This window comes from Tabrizicola sp. T46, assembly GCF_057219895.1.
In genome coordinates this window covers 87,387-114,257 of sequence record NZ_JBXVVV010000003.1, presented here as the reverse complement: position 1 = coordinate 114,257, position 26,871 = coordinate 87,387, and the positions used below count along the sequence as shown (strand labels likewise).

Genomic DNA, 26,871 nt, shown 5'->3' with positions numbered 1-26,871 from the left:
TTGCCCTTTCCTTTCTGCTTAAATATCCCCGCCGGAGGCTTCGACGGCCCCCAAAGGACGCATCCATGACCGAAAAGATCGCTCTCGTCACCGGCGCTTCGCGCGGGCTGGGATCTGCCATCGCCGAACAGCTTGCCCTGCGCGGCTGGCATGTGGTGGCCGTCGCCCGCACCGTGGGCGGGCTGGAAGACTTGGACGACCGGGTGAAACGCGCGGGGCTTCCCGGTGCGGGCGCACTGACGCTGGCACCGATGGATGTGACGAACGACGACGCGATGCGCCACCTCTGCCGGTCGGTCCATGACCGCTGGGGGGGCCTTGGCCTCTGGGTCCATGCGGCGGTGCATGCGGCCCCTCTGTCGCCGATGGGCAGTCTGGACCAGAAGGACTGGGAGAAGTCGATCGCCACCAACACCCGTGCGACGGGGATGCTGATACCGATGGTGGAGCCGCTTCTGCGGGCGCATCAGGGGACGGCGCTCTTCCTTGAAGATCCGCGCGCCGGGCAGGCCTTCTTTGGGGCTTATGGGGCCACGAAAGCCGCGCAGATGGCGCTGGTCGGCAGCTGGCAGGCCGAGACCGCAAGGCACGGCCCCCGCGTGCTCATCGCGACCCCTGCCCCGATGCCGACCGCGACCCGGGGCCGCTTCTTCCCCGGCGAAGACCGGACGAAACTGGCCGATGTGCAGGCGGAAGCCGCGCGCATCCTGGACCTGATCTGAGGAAACTGGCGCGGTGGACGGGGCTCGAACCCGCGACCCCCGGCGTGACAGGCCGGTACTCTAACCGACTGAGCTACCACCGCGCGATCCGCCCGAAGGGCCGTCTGGTCGGGGCTGGCGCGGTGGACGGGGCTCGAACCCGCGACCCCCGGCGTGACAGGCCGGTACTCTAACCGACTGAGCTACCACCGCGCATCCCGACCGGGTTGCCCCGGACGAGGGACCTCTTACGCAAGGGGTCGGGCGGCGTCAATGGCCCCTTTGCAGATTCCCGGTCCCCGTTCAGCGTTCGGGTGCCGGGATGAATTCCTGGTTGTCGTCGGGGGGGAGCCTGAAGCGGCCGTGCTGCCAGTCCCCTGCCCGCCAGGCCTCTTTCGCGGCCTCGATCCGGTCCTTTGACGAGGCGACGAAGTTCCACCAGATGAAGCGCGGGCCGTCCATCGTGGCCCCGCCGAGGAGCATGATCCGCGCGCCTGCATCGCCCGCCTTGACCGACACGCGGTCGCCGGGACGGAAGACGAGCATCCGGCCGGGTTCAAAGGTCTGGCCGCCGGTGGTGACCTGGCCGTCGAGGATATAGACCCCGCGGTCCTCGTGATTGTCCGGCAGGGGGATCGCCGCGCCGGGGGCGAGGCGGGCGTCGGCATAGAAGACCTCGGACGGCATCTGCAGGGGCACGGTTTCGCCCCAGGCGGTACCGAGGATGAGGCGGACCTCCTTCCCCTCACCTTCCAGTTCGGGAAGCGTGGTCCGGGGGACATGGACGAAGGCCGCCGCATCATCCTCACGCGATTTCGGCAGGGCGAGCCAGGTCTGGAGGCCGAACATCGAGAGGGGCGCTTTCCGCGCCTCGCCATCAGTGCGTTCGGAATGGGTGATCCCCTGCCCTGCCACCATCCAGTTCACGGCACCCGGTTCGATCCACTGGTCGGTGCCAAGGCTGTCGCGGTGATGGAGCCGCCCCTTCATCAGGTAGGTCACGGTGCCAAGGCCGATGTGCGGGTGGGGGCGGACGTCAATGCCCTGCCCCGTCAGGAACTCGGCCGGGCCCATCTGGTCGAAGAAGATGAAGGGGCCGACCATCTGCCGCTGGGCCGAGGGCAGCGCGCGGCGCACCTCAAAGCCGCCAAGGTCGCGGGCTCGGGGGACGATGACGGTTTCGATCGCGTCGACGGCGTCACCGATCGGGATGGAGGCGTCGAGAAGCGGGTTCCACATGGGGGGCTTTCCTTTGCAGGATTTCTGCCGGTAGCCTACGTGTGACGGCATCTTGTGCCAACGGGCGTTCAGGAAGTCCGATCGTGCGCGAGTGAACAATCAAACGTCTTGATATGACGCAAAAAAGGCACCACAAAAGGGCATACCAATCGGGCCGGACTGTTCGTGGCGCATATTCATATCCTGCATCGGCCCGGGCATCTGGCTCAGTCTTACCTGGTCGCGACCCTTTCGCGCTTCTGGCAGCGCTCTGGACATCAGGTTACGATCACAGGTGACTTCGCAGTCGAAGCAGATCTTTGCCTGCTTCACATAGATCTCACCTGCGTCCCTGCAGACCTCGTGGCTCAGGCTCCGGCAGGACAGCGGGTCTTGAACCGGCATGTGACCGACATATCCAAGCGCCGGATTTCGACCAACCTGTTGCATCCTGATGCCGAGTGGGACGGCCCGGTTATCATCAAGACGGATGCCAATCACTTCGGACGGCCTGAGGAGAAGGGTTTGCCGTTGAAGTGGCGGCACAAATTGCACCTTGCGCTGGCCCGCCGTTCGTGGTCGCTGGCGCGTCGGTTGCCGTCTGGTAGCTACCCCATCCTGCCCCGCCTGCGCTCCGTTCCCGGCTGGGTCTGGCGGAGGAAGGACCTGGTGGTCGAACGCTTTCTTCCCGAACGGCACGGTGACCTGTTCTGCCTGCGCGGGTGGCAATTCTTCGGCGAGGCGGGTTATGGGTATCGCCTTTGGGCGACCGACCCCCTGGTAAAGACAGGCACGATGGTGCGGTACGATTTCGATGCGGAGCCGCCCCCCACCATCCGCGCCCGCCGCGAGGAGTTTCGGTTCGACTTCGGCAAGTTCGACTATGTTATACGGGACGGCGAGGCGGTGCTGTTCGACGCAAACAAGACGCCCACCCTTTCGGGCGAGCGTGAAACGCCGCGCACGATCATGCTGTCTGAAGCTGTGGAGGGCTTTCTGCGATGACGCTGACCCCGGCCGTTTCACCCGACCGCTTTTGGCCCGCCGATGCGGCTTGGGCCGCCCGGCCTGATATCGGATTGTTGCGCCTCTTGGGTTTCCGGCCGGTGCTGACCGACATGATCACAGGGATGATGACAGGCTTTATGGGCACGCGACCGGCCGTCCGGCACGCCTGCGTTGCGACGGACGGCATAAGGGCGCTGTTCCGGCGTGCCGGAATCGAGCTGTCGGAACGGACGCTGATCTATCGCACCGAAGCCGAGGCCCGTGCGATTGCGCTACGCCTTGTGGACGAGGGTCACCGGATCGTCGCTGCCTATCCCTTTCAGCCGGGACTTCTGCCCGAGGCCGGCCAGGTTGTCCCGACGGCGCTTTACGAGCGACTGAACCGGAAGGATGGGCTAGCCGAACTGGTGCCGTCCGAACATCTGGCACAGCGCAGCATCCTGTCCATAGAAGAGGCGGCGGCCCTGCCCTTCACCGGGCCGGTCTTTGTCAAGCATGCCGGGCCCGAACCGACCGGATGGGGCTTTGCAGTGCGCCAATGCCTGACCGGGGCAGAGTTGCGGCGCGCCGTGGCAGAACTCGCACAGATGGGTGTCAGGACAGTCGCCGTAGAGACCGCCGAGGACGTCCTGCGCTGCTGGTGCGTCTGTATGGTGATCACTGACGATAACGTCGAGGTGCCGGGCGCGGCCCTGCAGCTGTTTTCTGCCGTCGGCCGGCAATCCGGCAGCCTGATCGATCCTGGGCAGGCACCGCCGGACAAGGTGCTGGAGATCGCGAGCCATGCCGGTCGGGTGGCCCAAGCCAAGGGCTACCGTGGCCCGGCTGGTATGGATATTGGTCTGGTCCGCGACGGGAGGATCATCGCCTTCGATCCGAACTTCCGCTTGAACTCATCGACAGCGCAGGTCCTCTTGCACCAAAGTGCAGTTGACCGCACCGGGGCCGGCGTTTCGTTGTCCTTCAACTTGTCCACTCCGCTGCCGATGCCGGAGGCGCTGGAGCGTCTGGCCGCCCCGGTGTCTGAAGGCAGCTTCATCCCGACGCGGCTTGGAGATGCCGCCGAGTTGCCGGCAGCCGTTGGCTTGTCACTAATCACCGGCTTTGTCATCAGCGAGACGGCAGAACAGGCGAAGGCCGCATCCGAAGCCCTGGCGATAATGCTGGCATGACCAGAAGTGGTGGGCGGTGAGGGACTCGAACCCCCGACATTCTCGGTGTAAACGAGACGCTCTACCAACTGAGCTAACCGCCCGGCCCGACGGGTGGCATATACCGCCTGCCCCCGCATTGGCAAGGCTGCGCAAAGCGCCAGGATCCTTCTGCGAAGGATCAGGTCAGGGTTCAATTGCAGCCGCTTGCCAAGACAGCCGGCTTCGATCCTTCGCAGAAGGATCGTGCCCGCCGAAAGCGAAAACGCGCCCCGGGGTTGGAGCGCGCTTCCTGCAGAATGGTGGGCGATAACGGATTTGAACCGCTGACATCTTCGATGTGAACGAAGCGCTCTACCGCTGAGCTAATCGCCCGAAACTTCTCGGTTGCCGGGGCTTTTAGCTATCCTCGTCATCATCTGCAAGGGCCAATCCGGCGGCGCGGGCGCTGTCGGCAAGCCGCAGTTTCAGCGTCAGGACCGGGCCGTTCGACTTGGCCACCCTGAGCTTGCCCAAGGGCGGGACCACGAAGACCGACCTTGCGACCAGCCCTTCACCAAGCGCAGAAAGGACTGCCTCGACCGATTTCTTCGCATCCGGCTTCTTCGCACCGGTGGCGGCAGCGACGGTATCGACGAGATTGCGGATCTTGATCGTCTCGACCGCGGCGGCGGCCTTCCTCGGCTCGGCCTTTTCGGGCTTGGCGGAGGGTGCAACGACGGCAGCCGCTGCGGCCTTGGGCTTTGGGGCCTTCGGGCTGCGGGCGGGCTTTTCTGCCTTGGCCGGCTTTTCGGCCTTCGGTGCGCGGGCTTGTTTCGCAGCGGTCGGTTTCGGGGCGTTCGGGGCCATGGATCCTGCTTCTGGCTGGGTTACGTCGCGGAAACGATATCGCCGCTATGGGATCGCGGCCAGAGACATTCCGCCGAACACAGGCGTCAGAAAAAGGCGCGCCGGAGGGGCACGCCTTGGTCTTTCGTCAGTGCGCGGTCTGCGCGGGCGGCGGGATCTGCGCCGCGCGGGCTGCCGCTGCCGCCTCTTCGGCGGCTTCATCCCACTCCACGGGCTCGGGCTGGCGGACAAGGGCCTGGGCCAGCACCTCACGCACGTGGGAGACGGGGATGATCGTCAGCCCCTCCTTCACGTTCGCGGGGATTTCCGCGAGGTCCTTGGCATTCTCTTCCGGAATGAAGACCGTCTTGATCCCGCCACGGAGGGCGGCAAGCAGTTTTTCCTTCAGACCGCCGATGGGCATCGCATTGCCGCGCAGGGAGACCTCACCCGTCATGGCGATGTCCTTCCGGACCGGGATACCGGTCAGGACCGAGACGATGGAGGTGACCATCGCAAGGCCCGCCGACGGCCCGTCCTTCGGCGTGGCGCCGTCGGGGACGTGGACGTGGATGTCGATCGTATCGAACTTGGGCGGCTTCACACCGATCTGCGGGCTGATCGAACGGACGTAGGAAGCCGCCGCGTCGATCGATTCCTTCATCACGTCGCCCAGTTTCCCGGTCGTCTTCATCCGCCCCTTGCCGGGCAGTTTCAGCGCCTCGATGTGCAGCAGGTCGCCGCCCACGGAGGTCCAGGCAAGGCCGGTGACCACGCCGACCTGGTCTTCCTTCTCGGCGAGACCATAGCGGTGACGCTGGACGCCAAGGTATTCCTCGACCTTGGCGGGATCGACCGAAACCGACTTGGTCTTGCCCTTCAGGATCTCGGTCACGGCCTTGCGGGCCAGTTTCGCGATCTCGCGTTCGAGATTCCGCACGCCCGCTTCGCGCGTGTAGTAGCGGATGACGTGGTTCAGCGCGTCGTCCGAGACGCTGAATTCGCCCTTCTTCAGCCCGTTCGCGGCGATCTGCTTCGGCAGGAGGTGGCCCTTGGCGATCTCGCGCTTTTCATCCTCGGTGTAGCCGGCCAGAGGGATGATCTCCATCCGGTCGAGCAAAGGCCCGGGCATGTTGTAGCTGTTCGACGTGGTGATGAACATCACGTTCGACAGGTCGTATTCGACCTCGAGATAGTGGTCGACGAAGGTGTTGTTCTGTTCGGGGTCCAGGACCTCGAGCAGCGCCGACGCCGGGTCGCCCCGGAAGTCCTGGCCCATCTTGTCGATTTCGTCCAGCAGGATCAGCGGGTTGGTGGTCTTGGCCTTCTTCAGGTTCTGGATGATCTTGCCGGGCATAGAGCCGATATAGGTCCGGCGGTGACCGCGGATTTCGGATTCGTCGCGCACGCCGCCAAGCGAAATGCGGATGAATTCACGCCCCGTTGCTTTCGCGACCGAGCGGCCGAGCGAGGTCTTGCCGACGCCCGGGGGGCCGACGAGGCAGAGGATCGGGCCCTTGAGCTTCTGCGACCGCGCCTGCACAGCCAGGTATTCGACGATCCGCTCCTTGACCTTTTCCAGGCCGAAGTGGTCGGCGTCGAGCACCTTCTGTGCCGCCGGCAGGTCCTTCTTGACCTTGGACTTCACGCCCCAGGGCACGCCCAAAAGCCAGTCGAGGTAGTTGCGCACGACCGTCGCCTCGGCCGACATCGGGGACATCGACTTCAGCTTTTTGATCTCGGCCTCGGCCTTTTCGCGGGCCTCTTTCGAGAGCTTGGTCTTGGCAATGCGGGCCTCAAGCTCGGCGACCTCGTTCTGGCCGTCTTCGCCATCGCCGAGTTCCTTCTGAATGGCTTTCATCTGTTCATTCAGGTAGTACTCGCGCTGCGTCTTCTCCATCTGGGTCTTGACGCGGGACTTGATCTTCTTCTCGACCTGAAGGACGGAAAGTTCGCCCTGCATGTGGCCGTAGACCTTTTCCAGCCGCTCTGCGATGTCGAGGGTTTCGAGGATCGCCTGCTTCTGGCCAACGTCCACGCCAAGGTGGCCGGCGACGAGGTCGGCGAGGCGCGCGGGATCGCGGGTGTCCGAGACGGCGGCAAGCGCCTCTTCGGGGATATTCTTGCGGACCTTCGAGTAGCGGTCGAACTCTTCACCGACCGCGCGCACCAGCGCCTCGACCGCGGCACGGTCACCTTCGGTTTCGGTCAGCGGATCGACAGTCGCCTCGAAGAAGGCGGGGTTTTCGATGAAGCCGGTGATCTTCACACGCGACTTGCCTTCGACCAGCACTTTCACCGTGCCGTCAGGCAGCTTCAGAAGCTGCAGCACATTGGCAAGGACGCCCACGCGGTAGATCCCATCGGCGGCGGGATCGTCGATCGTGGGATCCTTCTGCGAGGACAGAAGAATCTGCTTGTCATCCTGCATCACCTCTTCCAGCGCCCGGACCGATTTCTCGCGTCCGACGAAGAGGGGCACGATCATGTGGGGGAAGACCACGATGTCGCGGAGCGGCAGGACGGGGTAGCTTTGGGTGCTCATTTCGGTTCCTTCGTTCGCGGCAGCCTGCGGGGTCCCGACCATCGGCAACCCGGCTCGCTCCGCCGTTGGATGTGTTAACTTGTGCACGCCGTCAGACGGATTCAAGCGTGACCAAGGAAGGGCAGTCTGAACCTGCCCGCAGGCGGCTGCAAGATGGGAAAACGGCACGCGCCAATCGGACGCGTGCCGATACTTCCTCAGGCCGCGACCTCGGCAAGCGTGGGGTAGTCGGTGTAACCTTCTCGCCCGCCCCCGTAGAGGCCCGATGTCGGCAAGGGATTGAGAGGCGCGCCAGCCGCCAGCCGCTCTGCAAGGTCGGGGTTGGAAATATAGAGCTTTCCGAAGGCCACGAGGTCGACATTGCCCGACGCAACCGCCGCAACCGCCGTGTCACGGGTGTATCCGTTGTTGGCGATATAGGCACCCCTGAAGCGGTCACGCAGCGCCTCGAGCGCGCCGGCCGGCCATTCGCGCGGGCCGCCGGTCTGGCCTTCGACCATGTGCAGGAAGGCAACGCCCGCGTCATTCAGCACGTCGATCGCCGCGCCAAAGGTGGCAATGGTGTCGCTGTCGATCCCGACATTGTTGGCGTTGGAGAACGGGCTGAGGCGCACGCCAACCCGGCCCGGCCCGAGGATTTCGGTGACCGCTGCGACGACTTCCTTCAGGAAGCGGACACGGTTTTCGACCGGCCCGCCATAGGCGTCCGTCCGAGTATTGGAAGTGTCGCGCAGGAACTGGTCGATAAGATAGCCGTTGGCGGCATGGATCTCGACCCCGTCGAAGCCTGCGGCAGCGGCGTTGCGGGCAGCGCGACGGTAATCCTCGATCACGCGCGGGATCTCATCGAGCGCAAGCGCGCGGGGGACGGAGGTTTCGACGAAGCCCGTGCCGTCGAAGGTCTTGGAGGCAGCGCCGATCGCCGAAGGGGCGACCGGCGCTGCGCCGGCGACCTGGAGCGAGGTATGGCTGACCCGGCCGACATGCCAAAGCTGGGCCGCTATCCTGCCGCCTCTGGCGTGGACGGCGTCGGTGACCTCTTTCCACCCAGCCACCTGGGCGTCGGAATAGATGCCCGGGGTCCAGGCATAGCCCTTCCCTTCCGGGGAAATCTGCGTGCCTTCGGTGATGATAAGGCCCGCGCCAGCGCGCTGGGCGTAGTATTCGACGTGAATGTCATAGGGGGTGTCATCTTCAGGCCGGGCCCGGTTGCGGGTCAGTGGTGCCATGACGATGCGGTTTTTCACGGCAATGTCGCCAAGGGCGAAAGGGGTGAAGAGGGCTTCGGTCATCGGGGCGTCCTTCGGTGGTGAATGGCTGTCAAGTTAACGACGACTGAAGCAGTCACAACCTGCGGCAAGCGCCTGTCCGCTATGCATTTCCGCACATGGTCCGGTTCACGGAGGCCCTTGGCAACCTGGTCAGGCCGGTCTCAAAGCGGCTCGACATCGCCTTCGGACCGGAGCGCATGAAAGTCGGCCACGAAGGCCGCGAGCTGTCCTTCGGCAATCGCATCCCTCAGCCCCTGCATCAGCACCTGGTAGTAGTGCAGGTTGTGCCAGGTCAGGAGCATCGAGCCGATGATCTCGTCCGCTTTCACCACATGGTGCAGGTAGGCGCGGGAGTAACCAGTGCAGGCGGGGCACTGGCAGCCGTCTTCCAAGGGACGCGGGTCGTCCTTATGGCGGGCGTTGCGCAGGTTCACCTGACCGCGTGCCGTCCAGGCCTGGCCGGTGCGGCCTGAACGGGAGGGGAGCACGCAATCCATCATGTCGATGCCGCGTTCCACGGCCCCCACGATGTCGTCGGGCTTGCCCACGCCCATCAGGTAGCGGGGCTTATCGGCCGGCAGGAGGCCCGGCGCATAGTCGAGGACGCCGAACATCGCCTCTTGCCCCTCGCCCACCGCAAGGCCGCCGACGGCATAGCCGTCAAAGCCGATCGTCTTCAGAGCCTCGGCCGATTCCTCGCGGAGCTCGCGGGTGACGCCGCCCTGCATGATCCCGAAAAGCGCGTGGCCGGGCCGGTCGCCGAAAGCGTCGCGGCTGCGCTGCGCCCAGCGCATGGACAGGCGCATGGCGCGGGCGACCTCGGCATCGTCGGCGGGAAGGGCCGGGCATTCATCGAAGGCCATCACGATGTCGGACCCGAGCAGGCGCTGGATTTCCATGCTGCGTTCGGGGGAAAGCATGTGTTTCGAGCCGTCGAGATGCGAGGAGAAGCGCACGCCTTCCTCGGTCACCTTGCGCAGGGGGCCAAGCGACATGACCTGGAACCCGCCGCTATCGGTCAGGATCGGCCGGCTCCAGTTCATGAAGCGGTGCAGGCCGCCAAGCGCCGCGATGCGCTCGGCGGTCGGGCGCAGCATGAGGTGGTAGGTGTTGCCCAGAAGGATGTCGGCCCCAGTGGCGCGGACACTTTCGGGCAGCATCGCCTTCACGGTGGCAGCGGTGCCCACCGGCATGAAGGCGGGGGTGCGGATCTCGCCCCGCGGGGTCTTGATCGCCCCGGTGCGCGCGCGCCCGTCGGTTGCCGAAACCGTGAAGTGGAAACCCGTCGCCATGTCCGTCAGCCCCTTGTCTGCCGACGCTTTGGGCTAAATCAGCGCAAAAGCCAAGCACCCGGCGGTTGTGCACATCTGTTTCGGAGTTAGCGCACATCATTTCTCTTGACCTTTCCGCCGGGTCATCTAATTGGGTGAATGAACGTTCATTCCCAGTAGAGCCAACCCATGTCCGGTGTCCCCTTCCCCACCCCTGCCGCAGAAGAGCGCGGTCTCGAGATCCTCGCCTCGATCCGGCAGGCCTTTGCCGAGAAGGGATTCGACGGGGCTTCGATGCAGGATCTGGCCCGGGCAGCGGGGATGAGCGTTGGCAACTTCTACCGGTACTTCCCGTCAAAGGCCGCGATTGTGCAGGCGATGTGCAGCTACGACCTCGCCGAAATCCAGAGCGAATTCGCTGAGATCCAGTCGTCCGACAAACCAATGGCGGCGCTGCGTGAACGGATCCTGATGCATTTCGGGGAAGAAGGCATCAAGGACGGCCAGTTGTGGGCCGAGATCACCGCGGCCGCCATGCGGAAGCCCGAGATCGGCGCCGCCTCGGTCGAGATGGAGGACCGCATCTCGCGTTTTCTCTGCGCCATTTTCGCCCGGGTGACACGGCGCAGCGAGGCCGAGGCCTTGCAGCGCTATGAGGGCCAGTGCCAGCTTCTGGTGATGCTGGTGAAGGCCGTGGCGATGCGGACGGCGCAGCTTGGCCCGGCCAAGCCCGGCCTGGAAGCCCAGGTGGTCGCCGTTGTGGACCGCATCCTGACCGACATTTCGAACGACATTGCAAAAGGCTGACCGCACCATGCGCCCGACCCCGATCCTGATCCTTGCCGCTGCCCTGGGCCTTGCGCTTCCCGCGCCCGCCCTGCGTGCCGAAGAGGACGCCGCCGCCGCAACCCCGGTGGTTCAGAACCTGCCGGCGATCACCGTCTCGGAGGTCGTGCAACGCAAGATGACCGACCGGGTGCTGACCTCGGGCCTGATCGCCGCCGTCGAGGAGGTGCAGGTCGCCCCCCTGATCGAAGGCCAGCCGCTCGAGTCGTTGCTGGCGGATGTCGGCGACACGGTGGCCAAGGATCAGGTGCTTGCCACCCTGTCGCGCTCGACGCTGGAATTGCAGGAAACCGAAGCGGTCGCTTCGCTGGCCTCGGCCCGGGCGGGGATCGCGCAAGGCGAAGCGCAGCTGGTCGAGGCCGAGGCTGCCGAGGCTGAGGCGCGCCGGGTCGCCGAGCGGACCGAGAAGCTGCGCGAGCAGGGAACGGCCCCGCAGGCGCAGCTGGACAATGCGGCCGCTGCGGCCACCTCGGCCGCCGCGCGGGTGACCGTTGCCATGGAGGGCCTGGAAGCGGCGCGGGCGCAACTGGCGCTGGCCGAAGCGCGGCTGGAAAACATCCAGCTGCAGCTGAGCCGGACCGAGGTGAAGGCCCCGGTCTCCGGCAAGATCATTGCCCGGAACGCAAAGATCGGGGCCGTGGCCACCGCAGCGGGCGAGCCGATGTTCGTGATCGTCCGCGACGGTGAGCTGGAGCTGCGGGCCGACGTGGCGGAGGCCGATGTGCTTCGCCTTGATGAGAACCAGCCGGCCAAGCTTCGCGCCGTGGGCATGTCGGATGTTCTGACGGGCCATGTGCGCCTGGTCGAGCCGACGATCAACCCGACCTCGCGGCTGGGCCGGGCCCGGATCGAGATCGACGACGAGGCGGCGCTGCGGTCGGGCATGTTCGTCGAGGCCGAGATCACCGTGGCCGAGCGTGACGGTCTTGCCGTGCCGCTAACCGCGCTTGCCGCCTCGGCGGACGGGATTTCGGTGCTGCGGGTTGTGGACGGCGTGGTCGAGCGCGTGCCGGTCAGGATCGGCATCCGCGAAGGTGCCTATGTCGAGATTCTGGAAGGACTTTCGGCGGGCGATCAGGTGGTGACGAAGGCCGGCGCCTTTGTCCGGGCGGGCGACCGGATCAATCCGGTGCTTGCCGCAGGCAACACGAACTGAGGGGCGTGCCATGAACTTTTCCGCCTGGTCGATCCGCAATCCGGTCGCCCCCCTGCTGGCCTTCTTCCTCTTGATGCTCCTGGGCTGGCAAAGCTTCAACAACCTGCCGATCACGCGGTTTCCGAACATCGACGTGCCGCTGGTCGCGGTGAGCGTCAGCCAGTCGGGTGCCGCCCCGGCCGAGATGGAGACGCAGGTCACCAAGGAGATCGAGGATGCCGTCGCCGGCATCACCGGCGTCAAGCGTGTCACCTCGACCGTGACCGACGGGCTTTCGACCACGGTGGTTGAATTCCGGATGGAAGTGCCGACCGACAAGGCGGTGCAGGATGTGAAGGACGCGGTGGACCAGATCCGGGGCGACCTGCCCGGCGGGATCGAGGCCCCGATCGTCAGCCGCATCGACGTGGAAGGCCAGGCGATCATGACCTTTGCCGTGTCGGCCCCCGACATGACGATGGAAGAGATCAGCTGGTTCGTCGACGACACCATCACCCGCGCCCTGCAGGGCAAGCCCGGCATCGGCCGCGTGACCCGCATCGGTGGCGCTGACCGCGAGATCCGGGTCGAGCTTGATCCCATCAAGCTGGACAGCTACGGCGTGACCGCACAGGCGATCAGCTCCCAGATCGCGGCGACGAACACCAACCTCGGCGCGGGCAAGATCAGCCTTGGCACCGGCGAGCAGGTGATCCGCACGCTGGGCGACAGCGGCACGGTCGAAATGCTGGCGGCCACGACCATCGCGCTGCCCTCGGGCCAGTTTGTGCGCCTTTCCGACCTGGGCCTGGTGATCGACAGCTATGAAGAGCTGAAGAGCTTCACCCGGATCGACGGGGACGAGGGGGTAAGCTTCCTTGTCTTCCGCGCCAAGGGGGCGTCCGAGGTCAGCGTGGCCGAGCTGACGCGGGGGGTGGTCGAGGACCTGCGCGCGGCGCATCCCAATGTCGCGATCACCCTGATCGACGATTCCGTTTTCTACACCTATGGCAACTACGAGGCGGCGATCCACACGCTGCTGGAGGGCGCACTCCTCGCGGTGCTCGTCGTGCTCGCCTTCCTGCGGAACTGGCGCGCAACGCTGATCGCGGCGGTGGCGCTGCCCCTTTCCGCTGTGCCGACCTTCTGGATCATGGACCTGCTCGGCTTCTCGCTGAACCTTGTCAGCTTCCTTGCGCTGACGCTGGCGACGGGCATCCTGGTCGATGACGCGATCGTGGAGATCGAGAACATCGCCCGGCACATCCGGATGGGCAAGACGCCCTACCGGGCCGCGATCGATGCCGCGGACGAGATCGGCCTTGCGGTCATTGCGACCAGCTTCACCATCGTCGCGGTCTTCGTGCCGGTCAGTTTCATGCCGGGGATCCCGGGGCAGTACTTCATGCAGTTCGGCCTGACGGTGGCGATAGCGGTCCTGTTCTCGCTGGCCGTGGCGCGCCTGATCACGCCGATGATGGCGGCCTACTGGATGCGCGCAAAGGATGCGGTGGGGCATGACGAGGGGCATCAGCAGGATGGGTTCATCATGCGCGGCTACCTTGCGCTGGTGCGGATGACGACGAAGGTCTGGCGGTCGAAGCGTTGGCCCTGGCTGGGGTTCCCGAGCTATTATGCGACGCTGGTGGCCGCGATTATCGTGGTGATCTTCTCGGTCCAGGCGATGCTGGCGGTGCCGGGAAGCCTCTTCCCGCCCGAAGACGAAAGCAGGATCATCGTGTCGGTGGAACTGCCGCCGGGAAGCACGCTGCAGGACACCGATGCCACGACCGAGGCGATGCGTCAGGCAGTGGCGGACATCGACGGGGTGAAATCGGTTCTGGTCGTGGGCGGATCGACCCCGCTGGGTGACCGCGACGTGCGCCGCGCCTCTTTCACGGTGATCCTCGACCGGCTGGACAACGGGCTGGGGCGGAAGCTTTCCGACCTTGGCCAGCAGATCCCGCTGATCGGGCCCCTGCTGCCGGAAGCGCCGCTCAAGGGCCGCATCCGCCCGCAGGCCGACATCGAGACCGAGGTCTTCGCGGCGATCCGGCAGGTGCCCGACGTGCGCGCCTTCAAGGTGGGCGGTCCGGGCGGCGGCTCGCGTCCGTTCAGCTTCGACATCCTGTCCTCGGATGAGAACGACCTGAACCTTGCCGTGCAGAAGATCGAAGAGGCGCTGCGCGACGAGCCGATGCTGGTCGCCCCCTCGGCCGAGGCCTCGCTGCCCCGTCCCGAGATCCAGATCACGCCCAAGGCCGAAGAGGCCGCGCGGCTGGGCGTCACCGTCCAGCAGATCGCGACGGTTGTCCGGGTCGCCACCATCGGCGACGTCTCGGCGGCACTTGGCAAGCTGAGCATCGACAATCGGCTGGTGCCGATCCGGGTGCAGCTTGAGGAAGCCTCGCGCGACAACCTGGCCCGCATCTCGGCGCTGAAGATCCAGACGGCAAGCGGCCCGGTGCCCCTGTCGGCGGTCGCGACGATCGAGGTGGCCGAAGGTCCGTCGGTGGTGAAACGCCTGAACCGTCAGCGCGTGGCGACGATCGGGGCCGACATCGCGCCGGGCTTCGTGCTGGACCAGGCGACGGCCCGGTTCAACGAGATCATCCCGACGCTGAACCTGCCCGCCACGGTGCAGCTTTCCCCGTCCGGTGATGCAGAGGTGCAGGCGGAACTCGTCGGCAGCTTCGTCAACGCGATGGTGCTGGGCGTCCTTCTGATGATGTTCGTGCTGATCCTCTTGTTCCGGTCGGTGCTGCAGCCGATCACGATCATCTTCTCGCTGCTCCTGTCGGTCGGCGGGGTGGCGGCGGCGCTGATCCTGACGCAGAACCCCCTCTCTATGCCCGTGCTGATCGGCATCCTGATGCTGATGGGGATCGTGGCGAAGAACGCGATCCTGCTGATCGACTTTGCCATCGAGATGCGGGCGCGCGGCATGAAGCGGATCGCGGCGGTGATCGAGGCCGGGCACAAGCGGGCGCGGCCCGTGGTGATGACCTCGATCGCGATGTCGGCGGGGATGCTGCCCTCTGCGCTCGGGGTTGGCGAAGGCGGTGCTTTCCGCGCGCCGATGGCGATCGCGGTGATGGGCGGGATCATCGTCTCGACGGTCCTGAGCCTTGTGGTCGTGCCGTCGATGTACCTGGTCATGGACGATGTCTCGCGCCTTTTCGGCTGGGTCCTGGGCCGCTTCATCGGCAAGAAGGAACCCGAGCCGGAAGCCCCCGAGGCGCATGTCCTGGCCGAGCGGATCGCCAAGGGCAACGAGGACATGGCCCTTTTGCAGGCGCGACTTGCGGCGCTGGAGGCGGCGGCCAGCGGTCGCAAAGGCACGCCACTGGCGGCGGAATAGACGGGAACCGCAGAGACGATCTTGCGCAACGATCAGCCGGGACCCTTGCTCAGGGGTTCCGGCTTTTCCTTTTCTGAAACCGGCCAGAGGCGGGCTGCCTCGGCCACGGAATAGCGGCCGAGTCGCACGTCCTCGGCCACCAGCGCCGGATCGCGTGCGGCGGCAGGGCCATAACCGCCACCTCCCGGAGTGCGGACCCGGACCCGGTCGCCCGGCTTCAGCGCGATGTCCTGCGCCTTGGAGAGATGCTCGGGAACCAGCGTGACGCCGTCCCGGATCACCTCGACCCGGTTGACCGCGCCGTCCTTCCCGCCAAGCGCCCCCTGCGGGCCGACCCGTCCGTGGTCCATCACGAAACTGGCGCGCGCCTCGCCGCGAAGAAGCTCGATCTCGTAATCGAGGCCGAAGCCGCCCCGGTGCTGCCCTGCCCCACCCGAGCCTTCGTGCAAGGCATAGCGGCGGTAGAGGACCGGATAGGTCTGCTCCATGATCTCGACCGGGGGGGCTTTCGAGATGCCGATGGTCGAACAGCCGTTCGAGATGCCGTCGCCCCCCGCGAACCCGCCGTAGCCGCCGCCCGAAATCTGGTACATCACGTAATCCCGCCCCCGTTCGGGATCGTGCCCGCCCAGCCCGAAGTTGCCGGAGGTTCCTGCGGGAGCGGCGGTGACATGGGTCGGGATGGCCTGCACCAGTGCGGCAGAGACCGCCTCGGCGATGCGCTGGCTGACCTCGGCCGCGCAGCCGGAAACGGGGCGCGGATAATGGGCGTCAAGGAAGGTGCCTTCGATGCCGGTCACGGTCAGCGGCTCGAAGGCCCCGGCGCTGATCGGGACATCGGGGAAGATGTGGCGCATGGCGAGGTAGACGGCGGAAAGCGTGGTGGCGCGGACCGAGTTCATCGGGCCCATGCACGGGGGCGAGGTGCCGGCGAAGTCGAAGGTCAGGCCCTCGGTGCCCTTCGTGACCGCAAGCGCAATGGTCAGGGGCTGGTTCACCACCCCGTCGCTGTCGACGATGGCCGTGGCGCGGTAGGTGCCGGCGGGGATTAGGTCGATCATGGCCCGCATCTGCCGGGCGGCCAGGCGGCGCATTTCCGCGATGGCCTCGGTCACTGTCGCGTCGCCGTAGCGATCAAGGAGCGCCGCAAGCCGCTCGGCCCCGACGAGGAGGGCCGAGGCCTGGGCCTTGACGTCGCCGATCCGTTGTTCCGAAACGCGGATGTTCGAGCAGATGATCTGGTAGATCTCCTGGTCGAGGACGCCCTTCTTGAACAGCTTCACCGGCGGCAGGCGCAGGCCCTCCTGTTCGGCGCTGATGGCACTGGCGGAAAAGCCGCCCGGCACCGCCCCCCCGGTATCGGGCCAGTGTCCGGTGTTGGAAAGCCAGCAGAAGATCGCCCCGTCCCGCCAGACCGGCATGGCGAAGCGGACATCCATCAGATGCGTGCCGCCAAGGTAGGGGTCGTTGACGATGTAGATGTCACCGGGTTCGGGCGCGGCGGTCAGGCCTTGCGCAATGCGTTCCAGGATCGTGCGGGTGGAGAACTGCATGACGCCGACGAAGACCGGCAGGCCCTTCGAGCCTTGGGCGATCAGGCTGCCGTCGGTGGCGGAATAGATGCCGTCCGACCGGTCGTCGGCCTCGGCGATCACCGGGGAGAATGCGGCGCGCGAGAAGGTGAGGTCCATCTCGTCGCAGACCTGCTGCAGGCCGGCCTGGATGACGGCAAGGGTGACGGGGTCGATCATTCCTGCGCTCCCGAACGGCTCATCGCAGCGCTGGCGCTTGCTCTTCGTGGGACGAGGGCAGCGATGAGCGACCGCAGGGAGGCGAAGAGCGGGGTCATGGGGCGACCTCCACGATCAGGTTGCCGTCGGCGTCGCAGGTCACCCGCGCGCCGGGGTCGATGACGATGGTGGTATCCATCTGTTCGATGATCGCGGGGCCGGTAAGGGCAAGGTCCAGCGGCAGGTGGTCGCGCCAATAGACCGGAGTGTCGTGCCAGCCATCGAACCAGACCCGGCGGCTTTCGGAAGGCGCGGGCTTTGGCTTGCGGCCCGCGGGGTCGATCAGGCGGGAAAGGTCGAGCGCCGGGCGTTCGCCGATCACCGAGACGTTGAGGTTCACCAGGTTCGCGCGGATTGTCGGCAGATCGACGCGGAAGCGGGCGTGATAGGCGGCCTCGAAAAGGCGCTGGAGGTCGTCGCGGCTGGGTGTGGCCGACGGCAGTGGCACGCGCAGGAGGTGGGTCTGGCCGATGAACTGCATGTCGGCAGAATACTCGGCGCGGGTGGTGGTCAGCGCGATCTTCTCGGCCCCGATCAGGCGGCGCCCCTCGGCCTCTTGCGTGGCGAGGACCCCGTGGACATCCGCCATCTCCACCGTGTCGAGCGGGCGGTTGAGGGTGCGGACGAAGTCGTGGCGAAGGTCGGCGACCACGCAGCCGAGCGCGTTGGTGGTGCCCGGGCGGGCGGGGACAAGGACGCGCGGCACGTTCAGCTCGCGCGCCAGCGCCACGGCGTGGAGCGGCCCTGCTCCCCCGAAGGCAAAAAGCGCGAAGTCGCGCGGGTCCGCACCCATGGAGATCGAGACCATGCGGATCGCCCCGGCCATATGGGTGTTGGCGATACGGATGACGGCCTCGGCAGCCGCTTCGACGGTGAGGCCAAGGGGTCTCGCGATCTGGTCCGCCATCGCCTGATGCGCGGCTTCGGCGGCCGTGCCGAAGCGGCTGGCCGGCAGGCGGCCAAGGATCAGGTTCGCGTCCGAAATCGTGACCCGGCTCCCGCCGCGCCCGTAGCAGATTGGTCCGGGGGTGGAGCCGGCACTTTCCGGCCCGACCCGCAGCATGCCGCCTGCGTCGATCCGGGCGATCGAACCGCCCCCTGCCCCGACAGTGCGGACGTCCACCATGGGGACGTGGATCGGCATGGCATATTCGACCTCGATCTCGTTCGAGACCGGCGCGATGCCGCCGCGGATCATCGCCACATCGGTCGAGGTGCCGCCCATGTCATAGGTCAGAAGGCTCGGCATTCCCGCCCTGCGGCCCGTCGCAACCGCCGCCATCACGCCCGAGGCGGGGCCGGACATCACGGTCTTGACCGCCTCGCGCCCCACGTCGCGGGCCGAGACCATGCCGCCGTTGCCGTTCATCACCAGAAGGTCGCGCGGATAGCCCCGCTGGGCCAGCTGGTCGGCAAGGCGGGCGACATAGCGTTCCAGAAGCGGCTGGACCGAGGCGTTGACAGCTGCGGTCACCCCCCGTTCGTATTCCCGCGATTCCGACAGGAGCGCGTGGCCAAGGGTGATGTAGCGGTTCGGCCAGAGGTCTCGCGCGATTTCGCCCGCGCGCTGCTCATGGGCAGGGTTGGCATAGGCGTGGAGAAAGTGGATCACCAGCGCCTCGCAGCCTGCGTCGCGGAGGCGGATCACGGCATCGCGGAAGGCGTCTTCGTCCAGCGGGGTCAGCACCCTGCCCCGGGCATCCATGCGTTCGGGCACCTCCAGCCGAAGGTCACGGGGGATCACCGGCGTGAAGGACCCGTGCATACCATATGCCTGCGGGCGGGTGCGGCGGCCAAGTTCCAGCACGTCGCGGAAGCCCATAGTGGTGACAAGGCCGGTCTTGGCAAGCCGCCGTTCCAGAACGGCGTTCGTCGTCGTCGTCGTGCCGTGAACGATGAGGTCGATCCCGGAAAGATCGGCCCCCGCCGCGTCGAAGGCCGCCAGCACGCCACCCGCTTGGTTCGGCAGCGTGGTCGGCACCTTGGCTAGCCGCACCGCGCCCGAGGCAGGATCGAAGACCACGAGATCGGTGAAGGTGCCGCCGACGTCGACACCGGCGACAAGGCCCCGGTTCCGGCTCACCGCAACCCGTCCTCGCCCTTGACCTGGTCGACTTCAAGCCCTCCCATCCGGCTGTGGACCCTGCCCCCGCGCGCGATGGCCAGCGCAAAGAGGACCTCACCGGAGCGCGGCCCGTCGGCCGAAGCGACGGTGATGACGTCGAACCTTGACCGGACATAGGCCGCGTTGAGATGGCCGAGCGGCACATCCAGCGTCGCCCCCATGCCCCCAACCTTCATCGCCGATGGCACGATGGCCCGGCAGTCCCCCAGCCGGTCGCGCATCCCGTAGCCGCCCGCGACATGCCAGAGCGCGCCATGTTCGGCCTCGCCCCCCTCGCCCACTATGGCGCCCTTGCCATAGGCGTCGATGCCCGTCCGTCCGCCAAGGGCGGCGACCAGACGGTCGGTCAGGTCCAGCGCGAGGGGCTTCAGAAGCTCCATCGCCGGCTGGAGGTCAGGCTCGTAGCGCCCGGCAAAGGGGTTCCTGCAGATCGCATAGATCGCACCCCGCACCGGGGGCGGCGAGACCGGCGGGCCGCCCTCGTGCCGTATCTCCTCGACCTGGGTAACGATCTTTCGGATGGCGAATTCAGTCATCTGTCACCTCTGGTGCCGAGCGGCCGGTGAACCTGGCCTCACCCTGCAGGAAAAGCGCCGCCCCATCAATCAGCCCGCGCGCCTGAAAGGCCCTTGCCGCGGCAAGTCCGGCCTCAAGCGCCTGCGCCCGCTCCCGGGCGGTCAGCGGCGGCACGTCGCAGGTGACGAGCCGGTCGCCAAGGTCGCTGTCGCACTGGATGTCACGCGCGGGGCGGCGGCGGATGCCGGGGTGGGGCAGGTCGACCGCGTTGGCGATCATCGTCGCCGCCGCATCAGCCATCGCGGCGGTCCGGGCCAGCACCGTGACCGCATCGGCGATGCCAAGCGAAAAGCTGCGGCCGCGCCAGCCGGAGGTGGCAATCCCGCGCACCGGGTCGGCATGGCAAAGGGTCACGCGGTCCACCGCCCCGGTCGCGGCCAGGGCACAGGTCAGGCTTTCCCCGGGGCCGAGCCAAAGCGCGATGTCACCCCCGTTGTTGGCATAGGCACGGGTAATGCCGGGCCCGGTCAGGGCGGCCAGAACCTCTTCCGCAACGGCACCGGCGACTGCGGCCATGGGCGTGATGAAGGCCGGACGGAAGGGCGCGACCGCCGCGCCCATGCGGCGGGCGACGGTTCCATGCAGGTCTGCATCCACCGCGCGCAAGGCGGGAAGCTCGGCGACCAGTTCCTCGAGTATCGTGTCAAACCGCGTGGCGGCACGGGCATGGGCCGCCCTGATCGCCGCAGGCGGACCGAAAGCCCCGGCCACGATGTCGATCGGCCCGTGCTGGAGGTGAAGCCGCCCGTCGGGCAGGCGCGCGACCATGGCACCGGAGGGACGCGGGTGGATCAGGGCCATGGCCGCACCTTCGCCTCGGTTGGATACTCGCCACCCTCAGCCACCGCCTCATCCAGCGTGCGGATCGCGTCCTCATGCCCGCCCATCGCCAGGTAATCGGCGCGGGGCATGGTGAATTCGAGGGGCGCGACAAGCGCCGGCGTCGGGACATAGCCGAAGGCACCCGGTGGCAGGCGGGTGACATCGACCATGAAGGTGATCCCGCCGCCGGGCCAGACATAGGTCTCGGCCCCACCAGCGGTCAGCCGCGTCACCCCGCCCTGCACCGCGCGCGTCAGCCTGACCGGGTTCTTCGCAACGCCCGCCCGCAGACTGCCGCCCGCCCCGCCGACGAACAGGACAGTACAAAGCGAAGGTTCGCAATTCTCGTCAATAAGTTCGACGGTCTTCTTCAGGTTTTCCGGCAAGGGGCGCGGGACCGGACGCAGGTCGTCATCAAGGACATAGTAGGCATATTCCTCGCCAGTGGTGGAGACCATCAGCAGCGTCAGCCCCGGTCGCGCGCCCTTCTTCGGGTTCCACTCGCCCAGGATTTCCAGCGGGTCGGTCAGCCGCGTGCCGCCCCAGCCGAGTCCGGGTTCCGAGACGCGGAAATAGCGCCCGGGGGTGGAGCGGTGGCCCTTGATCCTGATCCCGGTCGGCTGCCAGCCGATCACCTTGCCCGCCTGGTGCTCACTGACCACGCCGGTGATGTGGTCGTCGACCACCACCACCTCGTCCACCAGCCCCTGCCACTGGATGGCAAACATCCCGATGGTGGCCGACCCGCAGCCGACCCGCATCCGGCGTTCCGGCACTCCATCGACGATCGGGGCGGCACCGGCCTGCACCACGACCGTGGAGCCTCCGTCAATCGTCACCTCCACCGCCTCGCCATTGCACAAGGCAAGAAGGGCGGCGCAGGTCACCCGGCCCTCGGCCTTGCCGCCGCCGGTGAGGTGGTGGACGCCGCCAAGGCTGAGCATCTGGCTGCCGTATTCGGCAGTCGTGACATGGCCGATGGGCTCGCCATCAACACGGACCACGGCGCCTTGCGGGCCAAGGAAGCGGTCGGTGTCGATCTTCACCTTGACCCCGGCATAGGAAAAGATCGCCTCGGTCACCACGGTCACCATGTCGGCCCCGTCGACCTGCGCCGAGACGATGAAGGGCGCGGGCTTGTAGTCCGGGTAGGTGGTGCCCGAGCCGATTCCGGTCACAAAGGCATCGGCCGGCACGGGCGAGCCGTCCCAGTCGCGCGCTGCAAAGGGGACGACGCGCCCCCCGGCCTCGACCGTATGGGACAGCATCACCACAGGATCGGTGCGGACGATCCGGCCATCCGCATTGGCATAGCGGTCGCAGGCCCCGGTCTGGCCGGGGGCGATGTAGCACATCACCGGGCAGGCATCGCAGCGGATCTTTTCGGGCGCGTCGGTCATGGCGTGCGCCTTCCGGCCGGCGTCGGACCGGGGGCCAGCCCCCGGAACCCCGGGATATTTGAAGACGAAGAATGGAGGCAGTGGGTGATCATCGGTCACGCTCCATTTCCGCAAGAATGCGATGCGGAAGTGCCGGAACGCGGGAGATCACGGCCCCGGTCGCATGGGCAATCGCATTGAGGATCGCGGGGGCGGTGGGGATCAGGACGTGCTCGCCAAGGCCCTTGGCGCCAAAGGGGCCCTCGGGGTCGGGCACCTCGATCAGCAGGCTTTCCACGGGCGGCACGTCGCCGAAGGTGGGGATCAGGTAGTCGTGCAGGTTCTCGGTCCGGCCGGGAAGGTATTCCTCCATCAGCGCAAGGCCGATCCCTTGCGCGATGCCGCCCTCGATCTGGCCGCGGGCGAGCGTGGGGTTGATGACGCGACCGAGGTCATGGGCGGCGGTGATCTTCAGGAGGCGCACGGTGCCGAGTGCTGCGTCCACCTCCAGTTCAACCATCTGCGCGCCGTAACCGTAGACGGCATAGGGGGCACCCTGCCCGTCGGCATCGAGACGCGTGGTGGGTGGGTCGTAGGTTTCCTCGGCCGACAGCGCATGGCCGAAGCGGTCGGGCGGAAGTGCGGCAAGGTCGATGCGGGCGTGGGTGCCCCTGTCGGTAACGATGACCGCATCGCCGTCGAGCGCGAGGGTCGCGCCCTCGCCAGCATTGGCGCGGAGCAGGATGGCGCCGCGCAAAGCCTCGGCCGCCGCCTTGGCCGCACGGCCCGAGACATAGGTCTGCCGGCTGGCCGAGGTCTTGCCCGCGTCGGGCGTCAGGGCGGTATCGGGACCGATCAGGCGGAAAGAAGCGAGCGGCAGCCCCAGCGCCTCGGCGGCGATCTGGGCGATCACGGTATTCGAGCCCTGGCCGATGTCGGTCGCGCCCTGGTGAAGGATCACCTCGCCCTTGTGCGACAGGCCGATGCGGATGGTGGAGGGGTTGGGGAGTGCGGTGTTGCCGCAGCCATACCAGCAGGAGGCGACGCCGACGCCCCGGCCCCGCTTGCCCTTTGCCTCGGCGAGCGCGCGGGTCCAATGGGGTTTCAGCGCCGTCAGGCAATCATGGATGCCGACCGCCCGCAGGGTCTGGCCGGTCGCCGAAGCGTCGCCGTCGCGGAGTGCGTTGATAAGGCGGAACTGCAACCGGTCGATGCCTGCCTTTTCCGCCAGCCTGTCGTAGAGCGTTTCCTGCCAGAGCGCCCCTTGCGGCACACCGAACCCCCGGAACGCGCCGGAAACCGGACCGTGCGTATGGATCGCGCGCGCCTTTGCCGTGATGTTGGGCGTGCGGTAGGGGCCGGAGACATGCACCGGCACGCGGTTTGCGACCGTCGGCCCCCAGCTTGAGTACGCGCCGGTGTTGAAGCGCCCCTCGAACTCCACCCCGGTGATCCGGCCCTCCCCGTCGCAACCGATCCGTCCCCGCATCTCGGCCGGGTGACGCTTGGTGGTCGAGGTCATGCTTTCCTGGCGTGTGTATGTCATGCGGCAGGGCCGCCCGGTCTTCAGCGTCACAAGGCCGATCAGGGGCTGCAAGGAGATGTCGAGTTTCGACCCGAAACCACCCCCGACGGCGGAAGGGATGATCCGCACCTGCTCCATCGGCAGCCCAAGGATCGCGGCGGTATCCTCGCGGTCCATTCCCGGCGCCTGGGTGCAGGCGCGGATGACAAGCGTGTCACCTTCCATCCAGGCCGCGCCGGCCTCGGGTTCGATATAGGCGTGTTCAATGAAGGCGGTGGTCATGGTGCCTTCGACGACATGGGCCGATGCGGCCAGCGCGGCGGCGACGTCACCCTTCTTCACCCGCCCCTCGACCAGAAGATTGCCGGGGCGGGAGGGGTGGATCAGGGGACCAGCCTCGGCCTCATCGGGGCTGGCCAGCGCGGGCAGCGGGGTCCAGTCGACGGGGAAGCCGGAAAGGTCGGGCTCGGCACCCGGCTCGAAGGCGACCAGCGCCACGCATTCACCCCGGAACCGGGCGGGCGAGGCGGCAATGGCCGGCTGGTCGGCAAAGGGCGGGATCACGGAAAACGCGTTGCGCCCGGGGATGTCGGCGGCGGTCAGCACCGCGGCGACACCGGGCCGGGCGCGGAACTGACGGAGGTCGCCCAGGACAAAGGCCGCATGGGGATGGGGCGAGCGCACCGCCTTCACCACCAGCGCGCCTTCGGGCCATTCGTCGGCCCCGAAACTGTCACCCGCCACCTTGGCCGCCCCGTCCAGGCGTTGCACCGGCGCCCCGACCGGGCCTTCGGTGACCGGCGCCGCCAGCCCGTGCCCCGCCGCCACCACGGCAGCGATGATGCTGCGGTATCCCGTACAGCGGCAGAGAACTCCGCCAAGCGCCGTCTCCACCTGATCGGCCGAGGGCTGCGGGGTCACCGCCAGAAGCTCCGCCGCCGTCATCAGCATCCCCGGCGTGCAGATGCCGCATTGCGCGGCACCATGCGCGAGGAACGAAGCGCGGAGGCGGGTCAGCTCGGGCGTCTCGCCCTCTACCGTTGTCACCGCCCGCCCTTCGACCCGCGCAGCGGGCGTCAGGCAGGCGCAGACCGCTTCGCCATCCAGAAGCACGGTGCAGGCCCCGCAATCACCCGCGTCGCAGCCGACCTTGGTGCCGACCTTCCCCAGCCTTTCGCGCAGCGTCTCGGACAGCCGCTCGGTCGGCGGGGCCTCAACCGAGACAGATGCGCCGTTCAGGGTGAAGGCGATCATGCCAGCGCCCCCGCCACCGAGCGGCGCACCAGTTCCACCGCCGCATCCTCGCGATAGCCGGCCGTTCCGCGCACATCGTCGATCGGCGACAGCGCCGCCGCCACATCCTCCGCCTGTATGCGCTCCACCACCCCATCCACCGCTGCGCCCACCAGCGCTGCCTCGACCGCCGGGAGCCGCACCGCCACCGCAGAGCACGAGCCAACCGCAAGCGCCGCCCCCGCCACGGTGCCCGCTTCCACCTCCAGCCGCGCCGCGACCATGGCGATCGAGATCACCAGATGCGACCGCGCCCCCAGCTTGACGAAAGAAGACCGTCCACCCAGCGCCCGTTCAGGAATGACAACCGCCACCAGCACCTCACCCGGCAAAAGCGCCGTCCGCCGTGGCCCGATGAGGAAGTCGGCAAGTCGCAGCCGCCGCGTCCCCGCGGCTGAGGCAAGCTCGACCTCGGCGTCCAGGACCAGAAGCGGTGGCACGCCATCGGCAGCGGGCGATGCGTTGCAGAGATTGCCGCCGATGGTCCCGGCGACCTGCACCTGCCGGCCACCGACAAGGCGGGCGGCCTGTTGCAGCGCGTCCAGCGCAGGGGGCAGGCCTGCCCCGGCAATCGTCGCCCAGGAGGTGGCGGCCCCAATTCTCAGGCCGTCCTCTGCCGTGATCGCCGCAAGCCCGGCAATCCCGGTCAGATCAAGCACCGGCCCGGAAAGCTGCGACCCTGCGCCGGGATACAAGTCGGTCCCGCCTGCCAGAAGCCGCCAACCGCCCTGCCCCAGCAACCCCAGCGCCTCGGTCAGGGTCGCAGGCCGGGCATAGGCGGAAGCCTCGGGTCGGGGGATAGGCACGGGCACCCTCGGGATCGTTTGTATAGAAACGAGACTGGGGGCGCATCCGGCCCCTGTCAACAACCTTGCACAGTCAGGCGACAACGCGTATCGGAGGATATGGCGGAACGCATCAGTTATCGGCTTGATGATCAGATCGGCTACGTCCTGCGTCGGGTGACACAGCGACATCTTGCGATCTTCGCCGCCGCGATCCCCGAGATCACCACCACCCAGTTTGCCGTCCTTGCCCGTCTCGCCGAAACCGGGCCCCTGTCGCAGAACCATCTGGGCCGCGCGGTGGCGATGGACGCGGCGACGATCAAGGGGGTGGTCGACCGGCTGATCCGGCTGGGCCTTGTCGCAACCACCGCCGACCCGCAGGACCGCCGCCGCCTGACCGTGGCGCTGACCGAAGAAGGGGCGCGGCTTTACCACAGCCGCGTCGAGACCGCCCTTCAGGTTTCCCGCGACACGCAATCTCCGCTTTCGCCGGAAGAACAGTCGGCCCTTATGTCGCTTCTGTCGCGCCTCACCTGACAGGGTGGCGGTCACGGAAAGCCGTGATCTCGGCCTCTGATGGGGGAACGCCGCAGAAGGTCAGGACATAGGCCGGGATCCGGCCCATCCGCACCTCGAAGCTTTCCTGTGACCGCAGCGCGATATAGCCGACCTGGGTCAGGTAAAGCGTGCGGGCCCGCGTGTCGGCCTCGGTCGCGGGATAGCCGAAGCGCAGGAAAAGGGCCGTCAATGCCGCGATCCGCGTGTCATCCGCCCGGGTCATCGCCGCCGCGACCGCAGGGTCGGTCAGGGCCCAGGTCCGCATCGCGAACTCCAGTCGGCTGTCGAACAGCGCCGGATCGACCCAGGCGTCGATCAGGTTCAGCATCGCTTCGGTGATTGTGGCGGCTGGCGCCTCGCAACGCGCGACAAGGTTTGCGGTATTCTGCGCCTCCCACCGCGCGACAAGGCCCGCGAGCAAGGCCTCGCGGTCGGTGAAGTGCCAGTAGAACGAGGTGCGCGACAGCCCCAGCCGTTCGGCCAGCGGCATGACCTTGACCGCCTCGACCCCGCCCTCGACCAGAAGGTCGTAGGCTGCATCCAGCCAGAGGTCGGGCGTGCCGCGCCATCCGCGCGTGTTCCTGTCCATATTCATGCGGTCAGCCTATGCCGCGCGGGGCCGGTGGCACAATGGCTTTGGGCAGCAAGCAAAACTCGACACCTGTGTCGATTTCTCTTGA

Annotated in this window: 20 protein-coding genes and 4 tRNA genes; 7 read left to right on the top strand and 17 right to left on the bottom strand. The window is 67.1% G+C overall.

Translation table 11 applies throughout. The annotated features are described in order from the left end of the window. The first annotated feature begins 65 nt into the window (after positions 1–65). Complete coding sequence (locus tag AC2D9V_RS13435) at positions 66–722, top strand: SDR family NAD(P)-dependent oxidoreductase (RefSeq protein WP_484714598.1); 657 nt, start codon at positions 66–68, stop codon at positions 720–722. Between the two features lie 6 nt (positions 723–728). Here the strand turns inward: AC2D9V_RS13435 and AC2D9V_RS13430 are convergent. The 3 genes from AC2D9V_RS13430 to AC2D9V_RS13420 all read right to left on the bottom strand — a co-directional run bounded on the left by AC2D9V_RS13430 (position 729) and on the right by AC2D9V_RS13420 (position 1,940). Next, a tRNA-Asp gene (locus tag AC2D9V_RS13430) sits at positions 729–805 on the bottom strand. Positions 806–837: 32 nt separating this feature from the next. Then, a tRNA-Asp gene (locus AC2D9V_RS13425) sits at positions 838–914 on the bottom strand. A gap of 90 nt (positions 915–1,004) precedes the next feature. Beyond that, entirely contained in the window at positions 1,005–1,940 is a 936-nt protein-coding gene (locus AC2D9V_RS13420) for a pirin family protein (RefSeq protein ID WP_484714597.1), read from the bottom strand. 165 nt (positions 1,941–2,105) lie between these two features. Here AC2D9V_RS13420 and AC2D9V_RS13415 point away from each other — a divergent pair, with 165 nt between their 5' ends. Beyond that, positions 2,106–2,924, top strand: coding sequence for a hypothetical protein (locus AC2D9V_RS13415; RefSeq protein ID WP_484714596.1), 819 nt, complete (start codon positions 2,106–2,108; stop codon positions 2,922–2,924). After that, complete coding sequence (locus AC2D9V_RS13410) at positions 2,921–4,099, top strand: hypothetical protein (RefSeq protein ID WP_484714595.1); 1,179 nt, start codon at positions 2,921–2,923, stop codon at positions 4,097–4,099. The genes AC2D9V_RS13415 and AC2D9V_RS13410 overlap by 4 nt, the downstream gene beginning before the upstream one ends. A gap of 7 nt (positions 4,100–4,106) precedes the next feature. Here the strand turns inward: AC2D9V_RS13410 and AC2D9V_RS13405 are convergent. From AC2D9V_RS13405 to tgt, 6 genes are all read right to left on the bottom strand, one after another. Continuing rightward, a tRNA-Val gene (locus AC2D9V_RS13405) sits at positions 4,107–4,182 on the bottom strand. A gap of 196 nt (positions 4,183–4,378) precedes the next feature. Beyond that, positions 4,379–4,453 (bottom strand) — tRNA-Val (locus AC2D9V_RS13400). A gap of 24 nt (positions 4,454–4,477) precedes the next feature. Then, a complete protein-coding gene (locus AC2D9V_RS13395; RefSeq protein WP_484714594.1) occupies positions 4,478–4,927 on the bottom strand; it encodes a hypothetical protein in 450 nt (149 codons plus the stop codon). 127 nt (positions 4,928–5,054) lie between these two features. Further along, entirely contained in the window at positions 5,055–7,451 is a 2,397-nt protein-coding gene (gene lon, locus AC2D9V_RS13390; protein WP_484714593.1) for an endopeptidase La, read from the bottom strand. 197 nt (positions 7,452–7,648) lie between these two features. Next, positions 7,649–8,743 (bottom strand): alkene reductase, encoded by a 1,095-nt coding sequence (locus tag AC2D9V_RS13385; protein WP_484714592.1) that lies wholly within the window; start codon positions 8,741–8,743, stop codon positions 7,649–7,651. A gap of 140 nt (positions 8,744–8,883) precedes the next feature. After that, positions 8,884–10,014 (bottom strand): tRNA guanosine(34) transglycosylase Tgt, encoded by a 1,131-nt coding sequence (tgt, locus tag AC2D9V_RS13380; RefSeq protein ID WP_484714591.1) that lies wholly within the window; start codon positions 10,012–10,014, stop codon positions 8,884–8,886. A gap of 168 nt (positions 10,015–10,182) precedes the next feature. On the opposite strand from tgt, the gene AC2D9V_RS13375 reads away from it, so the two are divergent. From AC2D9V_RS13375 to AC2D9V_RS13365, 3 genes are read left to right on the top strand one after another with little or no spacing between them, the layout of a single operon-like run. Continuing rightward, a complete protein-coding gene (locus AC2D9V_RS13375; RefSeq protein ID WP_484714590.1) occupies positions 10,183–10,800 on the top strand; it encodes a TetR/AcrR family transcriptional regulator in 618 nt (205 codons plus the stop codon). 7 nt (positions 10,801–10,807) lie between these two features. Next, the gene (locus AC2D9V_RS13370) at positions 10,808–11,995 is read left to right on the top strand and encodes an efflux RND transporter periplasmic adaptor subunit (protein WP_484714589.1); all 1,188 of its coding nucleotides are present in this window, start codon (positions 10,808–10,810) and stop codon (positions 11,993–11,995) included. A gap of 10 nt (positions 11,996–12,005) precedes the next feature. Further along, the gene (locus tag AC2D9V_RS13365; protein ID WP_484714588.1) at positions 12,006–15,335 is read left to right on the top strand and encodes an efflux RND transporter permease subunit; all 3,330 of its coding nucleotides are present in this window, start codon (positions 12,006–12,008) and stop codon (positions 15,333–15,335) included. A gap of 32 nt (positions 15,336–15,367) precedes the next feature. Here the strand turns inward: AC2D9V_RS13365 and AC2D9V_RS13360 are convergent, their stop codons facing one another. From AC2D9V_RS13360 to AC2D9V_RS13330, 7 genes are all read right to left on the bottom strand, one after another. Continuing rightward, positions 15,368–17,086, bottom strand: a complete 1,719-nt coding sequence (locus AC2D9V_RS13360) for a hydantoinase B/oxoprolinase family protein (protein ID WP_484714587.1) — start codon at positions 17,084–17,086, stop codon at positions 15,368–15,370. Positions 17,087–17,180: 94 nt separating this feature from the next. Beyond that, positions 17,181–19,208, bottom strand: a complete 2,028-nt coding sequence (locus AC2D9V_RS13355) for a hydantoinase/oxoprolinase family protein (RefSeq protein ID WP_484714586.1) — start codon at positions 19,206–19,208, stop codon at positions 17,181–17,183. Continuing rightward, positions 19,205–19,786 carry an amino acid synthesis family protein gene (locus AC2D9V_RS13350; RefSeq protein ID WP_484714585.1) on the bottom strand — a complete coding sequence of 194 codons (582 nt, stop codon included), beginning with the start codon at positions 19,784–19,786 and terminating at the stop codon, positions 19,205–19,207. Before AC2D9V_RS13350 ends, AC2D9V_RS13355 begins: the two co-directional genes overlap by 4 nt. After that, positions 19,779–20,627 carry a UPF0280 family protein gene (locus AC2D9V_RS13345; protein WP_484714584.1) on the bottom strand — a complete coding sequence of 283 codons (849 nt, stop codon included), beginning with the start codon at positions 20,625–20,627 and terminating at the stop codon, positions 19,779–19,781. The genes AC2D9V_RS13350 and AC2D9V_RS13345 overlap by 8 nt, the downstream gene beginning before the upstream one ends. Next, complete coding sequence (locus AC2D9V_RS13340) at positions 20,618–22,048, bottom strand: 6-hydroxynicotinate reductase (protein ID WP_484714583.1); 1,431 nt, start codon at positions 22,046–22,048, stop codon at positions 20,618–20,620. The genes AC2D9V_RS13345 and AC2D9V_RS13340 overlap by 10 nt, the downstream gene beginning before the upstream one ends. A gap of 88 nt (positions 22,049–22,136) precedes the next feature. Next, positions 22,137–24,806, bottom strand: coding sequence for a molybdopterin-dependent oxidoreductase (locus AC2D9V_RS13335; RefSeq protein ID WP_484714582.1), 2,670 nt, complete (start codon positions 24,804–24,806; stop codon positions 22,137–22,139). Then, positions 24,803–25,651: an FAD binding domain-containing protein gene (locus AC2D9V_RS13330; RefSeq protein WP_484714581.1), complete on the bottom strand. Its 849-nt coding sequence runs from the start codon at positions 25,649–25,651 to the stop codon at positions 24,803–24,805. Before AC2D9V_RS13330 ends, AC2D9V_RS13335 begins: the two co-directional genes overlap by 4 nt. 99 nt (positions 25,652–25,750) lie before the next feature. Between AC2D9V_RS13330 and AC2D9V_RS13325 the strand changes: the two genes are divergently transcribed. Beyond that, a complete protein-coding gene (locus tag AC2D9V_RS13325; RefSeq protein ID WP_484714580.1) occupies positions 25,751–26,170 on the top strand; it encodes a MarR family winged helix-turn-helix transcriptional regulator in 420 nt (139 codons plus the stop codon). Here the strand turns inward: AC2D9V_RS13325 and AC2D9V_RS13320 are convergent. Further along, the gene (locus tag AC2D9V_RS13320; RefSeq protein ID WP_484714579.1) at positions 26,163–26,786 is read right to left on the bottom strand and encodes a TetR/AcrR family transcriptional regulator; all 624 of its coding nucleotides are present in this window, start codon (positions 26,784–26,786) and stop codon (positions 26,163–26,165) included. The genes AC2D9V_RS13325 and AC2D9V_RS13320 overlap by 8 nt on opposite strands. Positions 26,787–26,871 lie beyond the last annotated feature (85 nt).

Excerpts from the sequence above, each read along its gene's own strand:
- AC2D9V_RS13435 (WP_484714598.1), top strand. The coding sequence starts at position 66 with ATGACCGAAAAGATCGCTCTCGTCACCGGCGCTTCGCGCGGGCTGGGA.
- AC2D9V_RS13420 (WP_484714597.1), bottom strand. The coding sequence starts at position 1,940 with ATGTGGAACCCGCTTCTCGACGCCTCCATCCCGATCGGTGACGCCGTC.
- AC2D9V_RS13410 (WP_484714595.1), top strand. The coding sequence starts at position 2,921 with ATGACGCTGACCCCGGCCGTTTCACCCGACCGCTTTTGGCCCGCCGAT.
- AC2D9V_RS13395 (WP_484714594.1), bottom strand. The coding sequence starts at position 4,927 with ATGGCCCCGAACGCCCCGAAACCGACCGCTGCGAAACAAGCCCGCGCA.
- lon (WP_484714593.1), bottom strand. The coding sequence starts at position 7,451 with ATGAGCACCCAAAGCTACCCCGTCCTGCCGCTCCGCGACATCGTGGTC.
- AC2D9V_RS13385 (WP_484714592.1), bottom strand. The coding sequence starts at position 8,743 with ATGACCGAAGCCCTCTTCACCCCTTTCGCCCTTGGCGACATTGCCGTG.
- tgt (WP_484714591.1), bottom strand. The coding sequence starts at position 10,014 with ATGGCGACGGGTTTCCACTTCACGGTTTCGGCAACCGACGGGCGCGCG.
- AC2D9V_RS13375 (WP_484714590.1), top strand. The coding sequence starts at position 10,183 with ATGTCCGGTGTCCCCTTCCCCACCCCTGCCGCAGAAGAGCGCGGTCTC.
- AC2D9V_RS13370 (WP_484714589.1), top strand. The coding sequence starts at position 10,808 with ATGCGCCCGACCCCGATCCTGATCCTTGCCGCTGCCCTGGGCCTTGCG.
- AC2D9V_RS13365 (WP_484714588.1), top strand. The coding sequence starts at position 12,006 with ATGAACTTTTCCGCCTGGTCGATCCGCAATCCGGTCGCCCCCCTGCTG.
- AC2D9V_RS13360 (WP_484714587.1), bottom strand. The coding sequence starts at position 17,086 with ATGATCGACCCCGTCACCCTTGCCGTCATCCAGGCCGGCCTGCAGCAG.
- AC2D9V_RS13350 (WP_484714585.1), bottom strand. The coding sequence starts at position 19,786 with ATGACTGAATTCGCCATCCGAAAGATCGTTACCCAGGTCGAGGAGATA.
- AC2D9V_RS13345 (WP_484714584.1), bottom strand. The coding sequence starts at position 20,627 with ATGGCCCTGATCCACCCGCGTCCCTCCGGTGCCATGGTCGCGCGCCTG.
- AC2D9V_RS13340 (WP_484714583.1), bottom strand. The coding sequence starts at position 22,048 with ATGACCGACGCGCCCGAAAAGATCCGCTGCGATGCCTGCCCGGTGATG.
- AC2D9V_RS13335 (WP_484714582.1), bottom strand. The coding sequence starts at position 24,806 with ATGATCGCCTTCACCCTGAACGGCGCATCTGTCTCGGTTGAGGCCCCG.
- AC2D9V_RS13325 (WP_484714580.1), top strand. The coding sequence starts at position 25,751 with ATGGCGGAACGCATCAGTTATCGGCTTGATGATCAGATCGGCTACGTC.
- AC2D9V_RS13320 (WP_484714579.1), bottom strand. The coding sequence starts at position 26,786 with ATGAATATGGACAGGAACACGCGCGGATGGCGCGGCACGCCCGACCTC.